This window comes from Pontibacter mangrovi, assembly GCF_006385705.1.
Lineage (GTDB): Bacteria > Bacteroidota > Bacteroidia > Cytophagales > Hymenobacteraceae > Pontibacter > Pontibacter mangrovi.
Genome location: NZ_VFRQ01000014.1, coordinates 1 through 14,565, shown reverse-complemented (window position 1 = coordinate 14,565; position 14,565 = coordinate 1). Strand labels below are relative to the sequence as shown.

Below are 14,565 nucleotides of genomic sequence, written 5' to 3'. Positions count from 1 at the left end.
GCTGGCCTGGCGGCGGATGCCGCATGCAGCCTTGCCCGCTGCTTTTGTACCCCGAACCAGGATCTCCGTGATCATACCTGTGCGCAATGAGGCGGCTAATATCCTGCACCTGCTGCAGGACCTGGAGCGGCAGGACTACCCAGCCGAGCTGCTGGAGGTGCTGGTAGTGGACGACCATTCCGATGACAATACTGCTGCTTTGGCAGAGCGATTCCAGAACTCCTCCAGGTTAGAGATAAGATGCCTTCAGTTGAGTAATTATGTTAAAAAGAGTGGCAAGAAAGCAGCCGTGCAAGTGGGGGTAGAGCAGGCGGCAGGAGAGCTGCTGGTCTTTACCGATGGCGACTGCAGGGTAGGACCTGAGTGGCTCCGCAGCTACGCCCACCTCTACGAAACTGAGGCGCCCTACTTCATCAGTGGGCCTGTCTCGTTCCACCATAGCCCATCGCATTTTGAGCGGATGCAATTGCTGGAGTTTGCCAGCCTGATCGGTATCGGGGGAGCTTCAATTGCCTTGGGGCAGCCGAATATGTGCAATGGCGCCAACCTGGCGTATACCAAGTATGTTTTTGAGCAGATGCAAGGCTTTTCCGGCAACGAGCACATAGCCAGCGGCGACGATGAGTTCCTGCTCCATAAGGTGGATAAAGCCTTTCCGGGGCGGGTAAGATTTTTAAAAAATACTGAAGCAGTGGTTTATACGGATGCGTCTAAGTCGCTGATTCAATTTGTAATGCAGCGGGTGAGGTGGGCCAGCAAGTGGAAATCCTACCAAAGCGTACAGGTGCAGCTGGTGGCGCTGTGTGTTTTCCTGGTGAACCTGCTTCTTTTCGCGGCGCTGTTCATGCTGCTGGCCGGAGCCTTGCCGTGGTGGGTGTTTTTGACCGCATACACTACCAAATTTGCAGTAGATTATCTATTTTTAAAGGAAATAACCGGCTTTTTGCGGGCGCAGAAATACCTGTGGTACATACTCCCGCTGCAGTTCGTATACATCCCTTACGTGGTTCTTACTGCGTTTTTAGGCCTGTGGGGGCGCTACAGCTGGAAGGGCCGAACAATTAAAACCTATGAGCGACAACGAATTTGACATCCTGGACGAGCTATACTTCGTCACCTCGTACCCTGACCTGCGAAGTACTCTTTCTTTAAGTGATGAGGAGCTTTGCGCTGCCTTACAGTTTCTTATAAGAAAAGGTTATATTAAAATCCTTTATCCTGACCCGGATACGGAGCACCCTTACAACGAGGACACCTTTGGCCAGCACTGCCAGCAGTATTTCTTCCTGGCTACCAAGGCGGGTTTGGTGGTGCATAACTCTATTTGAGCATTTTGAAGCAAATAGCTTCTTTTTCGACGCACCTGCCGGGCATTTACGAAAGCGCAGGATTTTATAAGCGTGAAACATATTTTGTGATAAAGCTATTTTGATGAGATGGTTAGGGGTGTATTGTTTAATAATAAGTTAGTAAGTATATACCTATAGACTTGATTATAAAGTATGTATTTGCTTAATTTAATGGATGGAAACGCCGTTTTCTGTAGGTAAATTAAATATGGCGGATAAGTACACTTAAAACTTGCAAGGCTCTCAAACGAGGCGCGTCTGGAGCACGTAAAGGGCAATATTGCCTGTGCTGTAACCGGCTGTATAAGGCTCGGCAACGGCGATTGCCAAAAGGTGCTTTTTAAACATGGCGGGTGAAGGTTTTAAGCCTTTCGCTGCTATGGAAAGGCATTTTTTTATACTTTTGTCTACAAAGTCCCGAGCTGAGAAAAGCGGGAGCACCGAGTCCGCCTAAAAATGATCGGTTACAAATTACCCGATACCTTAACATCGAATTTTAATGTCCGAAATATCTGTACAGAACCAACAGCAGGAGCTTAACCTGAAGAAGCTGGAGCTAGCGGCATTGCTGGAAATTACGCAGGCAATCAACGCTAACCTGCCGGAGTCAGCACTGTACAAGATCTACAGATTTACCCTGCTTGCCCAGCTGAAAATTGCCCGCCTGACCCTTTACGTGCATGACGAGGAATGGCAGTGCAAAGTATGCGCCGGCACCGACCAGGACTTTACCAAAGTGCCGCTGCCGGATGAGATACTGGAGGTGAAGGAGATTACTAAAATGTCGAAGTTGAGCGTGGAGAAGAAGTGGCGCTGCTTCGATATCGTGATCCCGATTTTGCACAATGGCAAGGTGCTGGCCTTTATACTTGTCGGTAAAATAGACAAGTACTCCAGCAACCTCGATGCCCTGAACTTCCTGCAGACGATCAGTAATATCATGCTTGTGGCCATCGAGAACCACCGCATGGCCAGGCAGCGACTGGCACAGGAATCGATCAGAAGAGAGATAGAGATTGCCCGCGAGGTACAGTCGATGCTCTTCCCGAAGAGCCTGCCCAACGATAAGGATGTAACCATACATGCCAGCTACATTCCGCACTCTTCCATCGGCGGCGACTACTACGATTTCATAGAAATTGATGCAGACAATTTCCTGTTTTGCGTGGCCGATGTGTCGGGTAAGGGCGTGCCGGCTTCGTTGCTGATGTCTAACTTTCAGGCGGGCCTGCGTACCATGTTGCGCCAGAACGCCGACCTGAATACGGTGGTGTCGGAGCTCAACAACCTGATCTACCGCAACGCCATCGCCGAGAAGTTCATTACCACCTTTGTGGCCATCTATAACAGGAGCACCCGTGAGCTGAGCTATGTAAATGCCGGCCACAATGCGCCTATTTTGCTATATGAGGATAACACGCACACGCTCCTGAACGACGGCTGCACCATGCTGGGCGTGTTTGACGTGCTGCCGTTTATGAACGTGGGCAAAGTATATGTGCCGGAGAAATCCATCGTGCTGGCCTACACCGACGGTTTAACCGAGGTTTTTGACGAAGATGAGGCAGAGTTTGGCATTGAGGGCACGATCGACTTCCTGCAGCGGAACCGCTACCTGAGCTCAAAGATGCTGCACCTGCAGCTGCTCCGCGAGATTAACCTCTACAACGAGGAAGCCAATTTTAACGACGACATCACCCTGCTTTCCTGCCGGTTTAAGTAGTGAAAATTGTTAAATTGCTGTATTGCTAAATTGTTGGATGTCATGCGCAGAGTATACTTGGGTTCTCACATTCAACAATTAAACAATTTAACCTTCAACAATTAAATTGCTCCGCCTCTACAAAACGCCCTGGTTGCTGAAGAAGCTGATGCCTGGTTATACCTGGCACCGCGAGGTGCAGGGCAAGGTACTGTACCTGACCTTTGACGACGGCCCGATTCCGGAGGTGACGCCCTGGGTGCTGGAGGTGCTGGAGAAGTATAACGCCAAGGCTACTTTTTTTTGTGTGGGCGATAACGTGGCCAAACACCCGGAGGTGGCGCGGCAGGTGCTGGCCCAGGGGCACCGGCTGGCAAACCATACCTACAACCACCTCAAAGGCTGGCAAACGCCGCTGCAGCAGTACCTGGAAAACACCAAAATGTGCCAGCAGGAGGTGGAGAAGCTGCAGCCTCATGCCCCTAAGCTGTTTCGGCCACCCTACGGGCGCATAACCGGCAAACAGGCGCAGAAGCTGCGCGAGGAGTATGAACTGGTGATGTGGGATGTGCTCACCAACGACTACGACCAAAACCTTTCGCCGGAAGCGTGCCTGCGCCAAAGTATAAAAAGTACCCAAAGTGGCAGCATCATCGTATTCCACGACAGCCTGAAGGCCAAACAGAACCTGATGTACGCCCTGCCGCGTTATGTAGCGCATTTAACCAGCCTGGGCTATACCTTCGACACTTTATGATCGTATCGATAGCCTATTTTATACTTTACTTCTCCCTATTTCTGGTCCTGCTGGCGCTGCAGGTGTTTAACCGCAGGCGCTATACCTTAAAACTGCAGGAGCAGCCCCGTATCAGCATCCTTATTGCCGCCCGAAACGAGGAGCACACCATCCTGCGCTGCCTGCGCGCCATTGAGGCGCTGGATTACCCCAAAGCTAAGATCGAGGTGCTCATCGGTGACGATGCCTCCACCGACAATACCCGCGCGGTGATAGACGAGTTCATAGGTGACAAGCCCAATTATACTTGCATCCCCATCGCCCATACCTTAGGCAAGGCCAGAGGCAAAGCCAACGTGCTGGCACATTTGGCTAAGTTGGCCACCTCCGATTACTATTTCTATACCGATGCCGATATCGAAGTACCGAAGGAGTGGGCGCAGGCCATGCTTTCGGAGATGACGGAAGGCGTGGGCGTGGTGACGGGCATTACCACGACAGAAGGGAACAGCTTTTTTGCCCGTCTGCAAAGCATGGACTGGCTGTATGCGCTGGGGCTGATGCAGGTGGTCTCGGACCTGGGGCTGCGGGTAACCACCATGGGCAACAACATGCTGCTGCGGCGGCAGGCGTACGAGGAGGTGGGCGGCTACGAAAGTATAAACTTCTCGATCACGGAGGATATCGCCATTTTTAACGAGGTACTGAAGCGCGGCTGGGGTTTCCGGAACATCTACAATCCGCATGTGCTGGCGCTCTCCACACCGGCCCCCACGTTTTACGACTACCTGCAGCAGCGCCGCCGCTGGATGCGCGGCTCCATGCACCTGCCGCTCTACATGGCCGTTATTTTTATACTGCACTCGGCTTACTACCCGGTGCTGCTGCCATTCTTCGCCTATACTTCGGTGAGCGTGGCGGTGGCTATCTTCGCTTTTAAGCTGCTGCTGCAGAGCCTGTACCTGCACCTCTGCCTCCGTCGCCTCGGCCGCAGCGCCCGCTGGTACATGTACTTTTTCTTTGAGCTATACCTGGTTATCTCGTCCGTTATCCTCATCGTCTATTTCTTCCTGCCGCTCAAGATCCGATGGAAAGGGAGAAAGTATTAGGAGTTTAGGAGTTAGAGAGTTAAAGAGTTTGGGAGTTGTTGAGACGCAATACGTTGCGTCTTTTTAGTTAGAAGGTTAGAAGTTAAAAATTAGAAGGTAGAAAAAGTGAGCAACCCCAATCTGTAGAGGCAAGGGATGAATATCCCAATAATTTAACAATGCAGCCATCCAGCAATGTAATCCTGCAGCCATCCTACAATTTAACATTACAGCCATTTAGCCTTTCAAGCCTCAAATCCCTACCTTGCAAGTATAAAACAGAAGTAGCACTTACATTGATTGCTGATCAATGTTAACGGATAACGGATACATGAATTTAGTTGATTCGCACGCGCATATTTATTCCGAGAAGTTTGATGCTAACAGGGCCGGGGCTGTGGAGCGGTCGGGGCAGGAGGGAGTGAGCAAGATCTACATGCCTAACATCGACCATACCTCCATCGACCCCATGCTGGAAGCCGAGGAGAAGTACAAAGGTGTATGCATCCCGATGATGGGCCTGCACCCCACCTCAGTGGACAAGGATTTTGAGCGGGAGCTATACCTAGTGGAGGAGTGGCTGGGCAAGCGGCCTTTTGCCGCGGTAGGCGAGTGCGGCATCGACCTGTACTGGGACAAAACCTTCCTGCCACAGCAGCAGGAAGCCCTTAAGGTGCAGGTGGAGCTGACCAAAAAGTATAAACTGCCCATCGTGCTGCACACCCGCGACTCGTTCAACGAAACATACGAGATCATTTCCGCTGCCCAGGACGGCAGCCTGAAAGGCATTTTCCATTGCTTTAGCGGCACCGTGGAGGAGGCGGAGAAGGTGAAGGAACTGGGCTTCTTGATGGGAATCGGCGGGGTGGCTACTTTTAAGAACGGCGGCCTGGATAAGGTGCTGCCGCATGTGCAACTGGAGGACCTGGTGCTGGAAACCGATTGCCCGTACCTGGCCCCAACCCCGCACCGTGGCAAGCGAAACGAGCCGGTATACCTGCCCCTGATCGCGCAGCGCGTGGCCGAACTGTTGCAGAAGCCGCTAGAGGAGGTGGCGGAGAAAACCACGGCTAACGCCCTGAACCTTTTCAAGCTATAGTATGCAGGTAGTAAAAGTAGACATAGACACCGCCGCGCCGCTCCACCCGGAGGCCTCTATCCTGATCATCTATACCGGCGGCACGGTGGGGATGGTGTTTGATGAGAAGGAGCAGCACCTGGTGCCCTTTAATTTCTCCCAGATCACGGAGCACGTGCCGGAGCTGCGGCAGTTCAATTACCTGCTCACGGTGCTAAGTATAGAGCCCGCCATCGACTCGTCTAACGTATCGGTGAAGGACTGGCTGATGCTGGCCCGTTTGATTGAGGAGAACTACGAGCTGTATGACGGCTTTGTGGTGCTGCATGGCACCGATACCATGGCCTATTCGGCCTCTGCTGTAAGTTATTTGCTGGAGAACCTGCAGAAGCCCGTCATTTTTACCGGAGCGCAGGTGCCTATCGGGCGCATCCGCACCGATGCCCGCGAAAACCTGATCACGGCCCTGCAGATAGCTGCCACTAAAAAGGACGGGAGAAGCGTGGTGCCCGAAGTCTGCATTTATTTCCGGAACCTGCTGCTGCGCGGCAACCGCTCCAAAAAAGTAGAGAGCAGCCACTTCGATGCCTTTAAATCCGATAACTACCCGCCGCTGGCAGAAACCGGTATCGACATTGAGTACAGCTACGAGCATATCCTGCAGCACCCGCAGCAGCCTTTTAAAGTGCATCATGCCTTAAATGATAATGTGGTCATACTCCGGCTATTTCCGGGCATCACCCCGCAGGTGGTGCAAAGTATACTGCAGGCCTCCGGGCTGCAGGGGGTGGTGCTGGAAACGTTTGGTTCGGGCAACGCACCTACCGTGCCCTGGTTCCTGGACCTGCTGCAGGAAGCCGTAAGCCGTGGCATACTTATCCTGAATGTGTCGCAGTGCGATGAGGGCCGTGTGGACCAGGGGCGCTACGAAACAAGCAAGCACCTGCTGAACATGGGCATTATTGGAGGAGTTGACATTACAACTGAAGCGGCTATCTCTAAACTGATGTATGTGCTGGCGCAACAGGAACTTAGCCATCTGGAGCGGATGAGTTTGCTGCAGCAGAACCTGCGGGGCGAGATCAGTTTGTAAAACTATACAGGAACTATACTTGCAGATGTGCTTTTTCTTGGCGTATATTTGCATCTCTATTCAGAGAGCTGTCCGAGTGGTCGAAGGAGCACGCCTGGAAAGTGTGTATACCCCAAAAGGGTATCAAGGGTTCGAATCCCTTGCTCTCTGCTGGTAGGAATACCAAAATCAGCTAAAAGCCTGCAAATGAAGAATTTGCAGGCTTTTTTGTTTTTACCAGGCTCTTAAATTTTACACCTTTTCAGGAATTTTAGGTGAGTTGTCCGGTGAGTTCCTCAAACGCCTCCAATGACTCACTGAATATAGGTTTAACTTATTGATTACCAATGTGTAATGAGGTTGCGTATATTGACTGCGGTTGACTGCAAGGCTACATTTATTTAACTTTTTAAGTCACTGTTATGAGCATCAATTTCAGTCTTCTCTTCTACCTAAATAAACCGAAGAACTACCAAACAGGCCCCGTGCCGGTCTACCTGCGTGTCACGGTGGCTGGCAAGCGCGCAGAATTAACCACAAGCCGGTCTGTTGAGCCAGAGAGGTGGATATCCTCTGCGGGTTTAGCAAAGGGTACGAAGGCAGCAGCCAAGTCTTTGAACACTTACCTGGACAACCTGCAGGCGAAGGTGTACGAGGCACACCGCCAGCTAGTGGAGGCAGGGCTGCCGCTGACGGCGGAAGCCATCAAGAACAAGTTTCTGGGGAAAGAGGAGAAGGGCAGGACGCTGGTGGAGGTCTTCTCCGAGCACAACAGCAAAGTGGCAGCCCTGGTGGGGGATGAGTTGCCTGCGGGGTTTACATTTGATCAAAAATACCATCGGACCCCATGCAGCAGACTTACCATACCGCTCCCGTTCTGTACCTCAACTCGCTCGAGCATGAGGGGAAGCAGTTCATCCGCCTATGGTACAAGCCGGATCACCGCATTACAAAACTATTGAAAGGCGCCGAAATGGTTAAGTATAGCAAGACGTATAAGTGTTATGTGACGCACAAAACGCCGGAGGCAATTGAGCTGCTGCACAGGCACTTTCAGGGGGTGGCGATGGTGGACACGCGTTATCTAAACAGGCCCAAACGAATTCGCCCAGCAATGGGCGCAGTGGTCACATCCGGCAGCCTGCAGTCTGATCCGCTGGCCAAGCTGCCTGAGCTCCCCATCATCCGCCTGCAGCCGCTGGAGCATGAGGGCAAATCACTCATCCAAATTTCATTCCCTTATAATGAGTTGATTTATAAAACACTGCGATGCAGCTCCTGTTGCCAGTGGCTGCAGGAGCCGAGGTGCTTTGCCCTAAGCACCGATGCTACGAACCTGCACCAGCTGCTAGACGATGTGCAGGGCACGGCGCAGGTGTGGCTCGCGGGCACAATGAAGGTAAATGACATGACCATCCTGCGCAGGCTCTGGGAGCAGACCTATAGGAAGGCGGCCGGCTATATCACCTGCCCGCTGCCCTACCTGGAGAAGCTGTACCTGCTTAACTACTCCGTAAACACGATCCGCACTTACCACTCGCTTCTGCTGCGCTTTCTTAACGGACACAGCGTGCAGGGACTGGAGACAATCAACACTTTTTCTGTGAATGAAATCAACGCTTACCACCGGCAGATGGTGCAGAGCCGGCAGTACTCCTACTCTTTCGTAAACCAGAGCATTAATGCCGTGAAATTTTACGCTGGGCCGGCACACCATGGACCTGAGCCAGGTGGAGCGGCCCGAGAAGGCCGACAGGCTGCCCACCGTGCTCAGCAAGCAGGAAGTGCAGCGGATTCTCTCCGCTACCGCCAACCTAAAGCACCGCTGCCTGCTGCAGCTGCTCTACGCCGGTGGGCTGCGGATTGGGGAGGTCATCAACCTAAAGATCACGGACGTGCAGTCAGAGAGAAACCTGCTGCTCATACGCGGGGGCAAGGGCAAGAAGGACCGCACCACGCTGCTCTCGCAGAAACTGCTCGAGAGCCTGAGGGCCTACTACAGGGAGTACAGGCCGAAAGTGTGGCTGTTTGAAGGGCAGTACGGCGGGCAGTATACCACCGACAGCATCCGCAACGTATTTAAGGGCTGTGTGCAAAAGGCGGGGCTGCAGAAGAAGGTGACGCCCCACTCGCTGCGCCACTCCTTTGCCACGCACTTGCTGGAGCAGGGCACAAACCTGCGCTACATTCAGTCGCTGCTGGGGCACAAGAGCAGCAAGACCACCGAGATTTACACCCACATCACCAGCCACGGACTGGAAAGTATCGTCAGTCCGCTTGATAATTTATAGGAATGTTCTATATTTAGCTTTGAAATGTATAGAAGATGAAACCGAAACCGACACCCTGCCAAAACATGCCTGGATGTAGTAAAGAAAATGCTTCGAACACTCCAGCTAAAGGGCCAATAACCGGAATAACTCCTTATACACTATAGTTAGTCTTAATTCAAATTATGAATAGAAATGCATCTATAGCGATCGCTTCTTTGAATGTCTTGATTAGCGTGGCATTTCTTGTTGCTTATTTAGTTGAGACATTTTGGTATGAAGGAACAATCTCTGCTTTGTGGGTTTGGGTCGGCTACCTATACATTTATTCCCTTGTATTTTTTGTTGCGCCGAGCCTGCTAGTTTGGGCAATAATTTTGTTAGCAAGAGTCAAGCGCATAAAGAAGAATTCTGTTTGGGCGTTCTCAGCTAAACTCTTTGGCTTTACCATTATCTTTCATTTGATAATATTCTATTCATTCAGAGTACATTCCAACAAGGTAGAACTTGCTTTTTCAAATTACTCAGAGCTCCCAGTTACAGAACTTGAAGTTGAAGCTAGGAATAATGAATCATTTAGACTCTCTAAACTAGAACCTGGCGATAAGGAAACTTTCCATTGTTACTGTGCCCGCATTGAGTACCCTTACGATACAGGCATAAAGCTTAAATTCAAAGTCAATGGAAAGAATATTGAAGGTTTTATTTCAGGACGATATTCACCGATCCATAATAAAGAAATAGAAATTAGGATACTAAATGATTCTGCTTTCTACCAAAGCTATGACTACAGCTCTGGGAACGAATGGACTGACTTTAACAAGTATACAAGTACTGTTAAAAAGTGGCAAGAAATCATAAAAAAGAAATCAGACTAACCACACCTAAACTTTAGCTACGCCACAGTTTAGCCAAGTACGTTATGCTAAATTTTTAATAAATGGAAGAATCAGAATTGATTATTGAACAGGAGCAACTGCATGACTCAATAGTAAAAGACATTCTGATTGACAGGAAAAAAGAATCTGTAGTAATAAGAATAACAACGGCAGAACTTTACTTTCCAGAAACAGAAGCTATTTCTATTATAGCTGAACAAGTAAGTTCCTTCACATGCCCAATGAAAAGCCCTTGGGGAAGAAGTTGCTCAATAAATGAAGTTGTAAAGAAGGGGAACAGACTTGAAGTAGAAATGCAGAGTGGTGATACTATATCGATTGAAGCAGAGTCATTCAAGATTGTAAAAGAATAACTTAGCATAACCCTGCACATAAACCAATCTGCGGTTACACCTTGCTCGCTTTATGTACGCGGCCCGTTGTACTTCATAGAAATTAATAGAAAGTATGGTAGATGAGAAAACAAGTATAACTTCAATGCTGACTCTCTTCCCTGCTTTCAAAAGCCAGTATGAAGAACATGTTAAATTCTGGAAAAGGGAAAATCCTTTTGGAATGGACATGGCTGAATTTTCCCATTTTGCCCTTGATGTTATAGCAAAAGGCACAGATGAAGAAATTGAAAAACTCGTGAATTTTGCTGAACAAATGATAACAGAAGGGAATGACGATGTAAATTATGCCATCAAATTCTTCTTCTTGGAAAATATTACGAACAGAAGTGGAGACAGGAAAATAACTTTGACCAGATTTACATCCAGACTAAAGCCGAAGTCTTATGAGTTCTGCCGAGAGCTGGACAAGTTCTGGGGCAGTAAAACGGAAGGAATAGATTAAAACTACGAAGTACAACACAATGCTTAAGTTACCTTGCTAGCGCTTCGGCATCTTAAGCACGCGGCCGTTGGGCGTAAATTCAATTATGAAAGTAGGTTATTTAGTTGTTTGCGCCTCTTTGCTTTTCTTGAGCTGTAGTAGCGAAAAGAAAAACGATGATGATAAGATTAGTTCTAAGCTTATTGAGTATGGCAGTGAAGAAAGGAAACAAAGAAGAATCGAAGAGCAGGACCGAATATGGGAGTTGGGTAAAAAGATGTATCCTTCTTCGACTTACGATTTGCTTCCAATAGCTGAGGACACACTGATTGCCGCAACACAGTACAATGGATTGGTATTGACAACAGATGCTGGAAAGACATGGAAAGAAATAGAATCTCCTGGACGTATAAACGAACTAACTCTTGACAACACAGGGCAATTATGGGGACTAAAGAGCTGGATGGGCATTCATGAAGCTGACTTTTGCTTTCTTTACCTCTCAAGTAATTTAGGGAAAAGCTGGACTAAATTTGAATTAGACACCAGGAACGTTTTCCCTAAGACCTTTTACTCACAGCCAAAACAGCCACTAAGCATTGTTGATTATGAAGGAAAAGTGTTTCAACTAAAAGATGTTAACCCAACGCTGAGCTGGACACCTATAGATTCTGTGAGCCTAGGCAAAGAAAACAGCAGCACCCCACCTTCAAGAACAACAGTAGTGACTGACTCACAAGAAAGGAAATGGGCATACAATAGGCAAGGAATTTTCCTCATTGGCAATGATACGACCAAAGTATACTAAACAAATCAGCGCCCAACACTACCTATAGTGCATAAACGCACCATAGCAAAACCGTTGTGGGTAATGTAAAATGAAAACCGAGACAAGAAACATATTGCTAGAATTTGACGAGCAAGATCGATTTGAAACACCGTCAAAATTCGACTATGAAACCTTAGTGAACCGAGTTGCTAAAATGACAAATGAACTCGAACAGTACTTTGGACTGACTTTTAAAATCGACAACCAAGTTCAAGATGCAAGTTTCTATTGTGACATTCGAATTCCTCATGAATTAGTTCTGAAACCTAGGCCTAATCTCGGTTACTCAGTTCGAATCAGCAACTTTGGTGGACTCGCGACAATTAACTTTGAAGAAGAGTATTCAGCCGAAACTATTTCGACTATCAAGGAGATTCTCGAACGACACACCTTCATTTATGTAAGCTATGACGATCTTGACAAGGAATATGACGGACAATTCGAAGATATACCTACTTGGCAAATTCGGTATTTCGACTATTTATGACAGAAGAAAAAATAAAAAACACTACCCACAACAAAGCATATAGCTTATGGCGGGTTGACGGCTACCAGCAAGGTTTCCGCTCCGTAGCAAGCTTTGGTTTCGGTGGACTAGAAAGTGCTTCGAAACCGCCACAAGCCATATGCAAACCGTTCTGTGTAATTTGAAGTATGAAAAATGAAAAGTTAAGTATAGAATTTGGTATACCAGAACATGGTTGGCTACCTGTTAAAATAGCTTTCAATAGTTTCAGGTTAGAATTTAATGCTTCTGGCGTTCCCGCAAATCCGATAGACCAATTGATTTCATCTTTGAGAAGTGTAATCCAAGGAATAAAAGCAGAAGTGTGGTGGCATTTAGAGCCTGAAGGTTACTATTTTGAATTTGAAAAATTTAGTGGCGAGTACACATTGAACATATCTTTTGCGAAGTCAGAAAACTCTGACAGGGAAATAGTATTTAAAACAAACGGAAGTTTCGAATCTCTGATTTCGCCAGTTTATCGTGCGATTAAAAAATTTGCTGATAATCAATATGTTTCGCAGAACTGGCCTATAGCAGATAAAACAGAATTAGAGAAATTAACTGAGTTAGTAAATGAAGCAAAACTTCACAGAACAACACCTAAACTTTAGCTACGCCACAGTTTAGGCCAGTACGTTACCTTTAATACCAACCATAAAATGAAAAACATACTTTTAGTTTTTGTCTTGCTGTTTTCCCTCGACTGTTATGCAATAAAACCAGTTAGGGAATATGTAGCCACGCCAGACAGCTTAGGGATGAACTATGAACAGCAGGTGATAAAAACTGCGGATGGGTATTTAATCAATACTTGGGTAATTAAGCCAGCTGCGGGGAAAGACAAAAAGACAACCTTGGTGCTGACTTATGCTGACAGCGGCAACATGTCCTATTGGCTCTACCATATCAAAGCTCTATCAGATAATGGTTTCACTGTGATTGCCTACGACTATAGGGGCTTTGGGAAAAGCTCAGATTTTGAAATTAACCCGCTTAACCTCTACTACAATGAGTTTGCCACTGACCTTCAGTCTGTGTTGGGGTGGACGAAAAAAAACATCAAGGGAAACAGAACTGGTGTGCTGGCATTCTCTATGGGCACTATCGTTGCTACCCTTGCCCTGCAACATGAGAAAGCGGACTTCCTGATAGGAGAAGGGTATGTTTATGACCCTCCTGCCTATGTGGCAAAGATAAAGGTGTTAAAGGATAGAGATATTGTCTTGCCAAAAGTCGCTGGCAACTATACCTCGCAATTGAAAAGAATAAAGTGCGACATGCTCCTTGTGTCAGGTGAGAAAGACGAGTTTACGACAGTAGAAGAAAGCGAGAAAATTGCTCAGCAAAGGAGTAACAGAGAAACTTTGAAACATAGCGGCAACCACACCGAAGGCTTTATGGCAATGACCAAAGATAGCTTTGGAGACATGTATGTGAAAGAATTACTAAGATTCACCCACAGGTAAAAGCACTAAAAGGTAACCACACCCATAAGCCAGCTACGCCGCCTTATGGCCAAGTACGTTGGCAAAAATGTAATAGATGAATGAAACAGATAATTGCAGCAGTTTTAGTCATGCTAACTTTGGTTGGATGTACAGAAGAAGAATCTCTTGTAGAATCTGATAAGTATTATCAGGAAGAATTAAGGGCTTACAATGATGTGTTTAATGAAATTGCGGACACTACATTCTACTATAAAAAGTTAAGGGAGCAAAATGCTGAGCAGGCTGTCTTCTTTCTTTATAAGAATTTGGAGGCTATAGATAACAGCGGAAAGGAGGAAGAGCCTTTAGAAGAGTTCGTCACAGTAGCGTTAGAAGAGCGACCGCACTATATTACAAGGTTAGAAGATTTCCCCAAGTATAGATTTACCCCTGCGGCAGAAGAGAAGCTACAGCAGCCCATCCGCTTGGACCTGCAAGAAGGTGAAGAGTGTATGTATAAATGGTTCACGCTATCGAGAGTTCTCTTTAATTCAAAATTTACCGAAGATATACTTTACTACAGAAAGTGGTCTGGAGACATGGCGTCTGATGGTGGGACGCTAAGAATAACAAAAGTGAAGGGGAAATGGGTGGTGCCAGAAAAGATACTTGCTCCTGTCGCTTAAAAAACAATTGTGCCAACATGAACTCTGTTAAAAGTCAAGCGAATTGAGGAGAAGTTTTAGAGAACTCAGCCTGATACGGAATACCGGATTTAACAATGGCAAAAG

The 14,565-nt window shown here is 47.7% G+C and carries 17 protein-coding genes and 1 tRNA gene; all 18 read left to right on the top strand.

The features are described 5' to 3' along the window. Nucleotides 1-67 precede the first annotated feature (67 nt). Nucleotides 68-1,090, top strand: a complete 1,023-nt coding sequence (locus tag FJM65_RS18655) for a glycosyltransferase (RefSeq protein WP_239023020.1) — start codon at nt 68-70, stop codon at nt 1,088-1,090. Then, nucleotides 1,071-1,328, top strand: coding sequence for a hypothetical protein (locus FJM65_RS18650; RefSeq protein WP_140623559.1), 258 nt, complete (start codon nt 1,071-1,073; stop codon nt 1,326-1,328). The genes FJM65_RS18655 and FJM65_RS18650 overlap by 20 nt, the downstream gene beginning before the upstream one ends. A 520-nt stretch (nt 1,329-1,848) precedes the next feature. Continuing rightward, on the top strand, nt 1,849-3,072 hold the full coding sequence (locus tag FJM65_RS18645; protein ID WP_140623557.1) for a PP2C family protein-serine/threonine phosphatase: 1,224 nt from the start codon (nt 1,849-1,851) through the stop codon (nt 3,070-3,072). Between the two features lie 106 nt (nt 3,073-3,178). Next, nucleotides 3,179-3,808, top strand: coding sequence for a polysaccharide deacetylase family protein (locus FJM65_RS18640; RefSeq protein WP_219856006.1), 630 nt, complete (start codon nt 3,179-3,181; stop codon nt 3,806-3,808). Beyond that, nucleotides 3,805-4,896 carry a glycosyltransferase gene (locus FJM65_RS18635; protein ID WP_140623554.1) on the top strand — a complete coding sequence of 364 codons (1,092 nt, stop codon included), beginning with the start codon at nt 3,805-3,807 and terminating at the stop codon, nt 4,894-4,896. The genes FJM65_RS18640 and FJM65_RS18635 overlap by 4 nt, the downstream gene beginning before the upstream one ends. A gap of 310 nt (nt 4,897-5,206) precedes the next feature. After that, nucleotides 5,207-5,974, top strand: a complete 768-nt coding sequence (locus FJM65_RS18630; RefSeq protein WP_140623551.1) for a TatD family hydrolase — start codon at nt 5,207-5,209, stop codon at nt 5,972-5,974. Between the two features lies 1 nt (nt 5,975). Next, nucleotides 5,976-7,046: an asparaginase gene (locus tag FJM65_RS18625; protein ID WP_140623549.1), complete on the top strand. Its 1,071-nt coding sequence runs from the start codon at nt 5,976-5,978 to the stop codon at nt 7,044-7,046. A 62-nt stretch (nt 7,047-7,108) separates the two neighbouring features. Next, nucleotides 7,109-7,196, top strand: a tRNA-Ser gene (locus FJM65_RS21390). Nucleotides 7,197-7,447: 251 nt separating this feature from the next. Continuing rightward, nucleotides 7,448-7,987 carry an Arm DNA-binding domain-containing protein gene (locus FJM65_RS18620; RefSeq protein WP_140623547.1) on the top strand — a complete coding sequence of 180 codons (540 nt, stop codon included), beginning with the start codon at nt 7,448-7,450 and terminating at the stop codon, nt 7,985-7,987. 753 nt (nt 7,988-8,740) lie between these two features. Further along, nucleotides 8,741-9,316 (top strand): tyrosine-type recombinase/integrase, encoded by a 576-nt coding sequence (locus tag FJM65_RS21585; protein ID WP_239023019.1) that lies wholly within the window; start codon nt 8,741-8,743, stop codon nt 9,314-9,316. Between the two features lie 164 nt (nt 9,317-9,480). Next, nucleotides 9,481-10,173 carry a hypothetical protein gene (locus FJM65_RS18610; RefSeq protein ID WP_140623545.1) on the top strand — a complete coding sequence of 231 codons (693 nt, stop codon included), beginning with the start codon at nt 9,481-9,483 and terminating at the stop codon, nt 10,171-10,173. 62 nt (nt 10,174-10,235) lie between these two features. Further along, complete coding sequence (locus tag FJM65_RS18605; protein WP_140623543.1) at nt 10,236-10,547, top strand: hypothetical protein; 312 nt, start codon at nt 10,236-10,238, stop codon at nt 10,545-10,547. 94 nt (nt 10,548-10,641) lie between these two features. Next, nucleotides 10,642-11,031 (top strand): DUF7674 family protein, encoded by a 390-nt coding sequence (locus tag FJM65_RS18600; RefSeq protein ID WP_140623541.1) that lies wholly within the window; start codon nt 10,642-10,644, stop codon nt 11,029-11,031. An 85-nt stretch (nt 11,032-11,116) separates the two neighbouring features. Next, a complete protein-coding gene (locus FJM65_RS18595) occupies nt 11,117-11,818 on the top strand; it encodes a beta propeller repeat protein (protein WP_140623539.1) in 702 nt (233 codons plus the stop codon). A 70-nt stretch (nt 11,819-11,888) separates the two neighbouring features. Next, complete coding sequence (locus FJM65_RS18590; protein ID WP_140623536.1) at nt 11,889-12,326, top strand: hypothetical protein; 438 nt, start codon at nt 11,889-11,891, stop codon at nt 12,324-12,326. Between the two features lie 167 nt (nt 12,327-12,493). Next, nucleotides 12,494-12,958, top strand: a complete 465-nt coding sequence (locus tag FJM65_RS18585; RefSeq protein WP_140623534.1) for a hypothetical protein — start codon at nt 12,494-12,496, stop codon at nt 12,956-12,958. Nucleotides 12,959-13,006: 48 nt separating this feature from the next. Continuing rightward, nucleotides 13,007-13,813, top strand: coding sequence for an alpha/beta hydrolase family protein (locus FJM65_RS18580; RefSeq protein ID WP_140623532.1), 807 nt, complete (start codon nt 13,007-13,009; stop codon nt 13,811-13,813). Nucleotides 13,814-13,893: 80 nt separating this feature from the next. Beyond that, nucleotides 13,894-14,460, top strand: a complete 567-nt coding sequence (locus FJM65_RS18575; protein WP_140623530.1) for a hypothetical protein — start codon at nt 13,894-13,896, stop codon at nt 14,458-14,460. The last annotated feature ends 105 nt before the right edge of the window (nt 14,461-14,565 follow it).

Bases quoted from the DNA above. Each gene is read 5' to 3' on its own strand.
- FJM65_RS18595 (WP_140623539.1), top strand. From the start codon at position 11,117: ATGAAAGTAGGTTATTTAGTTGTTTGCGCCTCTTTGCTTTTCTTGAGC.
- FJM65_RS18630 (WP_140623551.1), top strand. From the start codon at position 5,207: ATGAATTTAGTTGATTCGCACGCGCATATTTATTCCGAGAAGTTTGAT.
- FJM65_RS21585 (WP_239023019.1), top strand. From the start codon at position 8,741: ATGGACCTGAGCCAGGTGGAGCGGCCCGAGAAGGCCGACAGGCTGCCC.
- FJM65_RS18620 (WP_140623547.1), top strand. From the start codon at position 7,448: ATGAGCATCAATTTCAGTCTTCTCTTCTACCTAAATAAACCGAAGAAC.
- FJM65_RS18605 (WP_140623543.1), top strand. From the start codon at position 10,236: ATGGAAGAATCAGAATTGATTATTGAACAGGAGCAACTGCATGACTCA.
- FJM65_RS18585 (WP_140623534.1), top strand. From the start codon at position 12,494: ATGAAAAATGAAAAGTTAAGTATAGAATTTGGTATACCAGAACATGGT.
- FJM65_RS18650 (WP_140623559.1), top strand. From the start codon at position 1,071: ATGAGCGACAACGAATTTGACATCCTGGACGAGCTATACTTCGTCACC.
- FJM65_RS18610 (WP_140623545.1), top strand. From the start codon at position 9,481: ATGAATAGAAATGCATCTATAGCGATCGCTTCTTTGAATGTCTTGATT.
- FJM65_RS18575 (WP_140623530.1), top strand. From the start codon at position 13,894: ATGAAACAGATAATTGCAGCAGTTTTAGTCATGCTAACTTTGGTTGGA.
- FJM65_RS18580 (WP_140623532.1), top strand. From the start codon at position 13,007: ATGAAAAACATACTTTTAGTTTTTGTCTTGCTGTTTTCCCTCGACTGT.
- FJM65_RS18635 (WP_140623554.1), top strand. From the start codon at position 3,805: ATGATCGTATCGATAGCCTATTTTATACTTTACTTCTCCCTATTTCTG.
- FJM65_RS18645 (WP_140623557.1), top strand. From the start codon at position 1,849: ATGTCCGAAATATCTGTACAGAACCAACAGCAGGAGCTTAACCTGAAG.
- FJM65_RS18600 (WP_140623541.1), top strand. From the start codon at position 10,642: ATGGTAGATGAGAAAACAAGTATAACTTCAATGCTGACTCTCTTCCCT.
- FJM65_RS18590 (WP_140623536.1), top strand. From the start codon at position 11,889: ATGAAAACCGAGACAAGAAACATATTGCTAGAATTTGACGAGCAAGAT.
- FJM65_RS18625 (WP_140623549.1), top strand. From the start codon at position 5,976: ATGCAGGTAGTAAAAGTAGACATAGACACCGCCGCGCCGCTCCACCCG.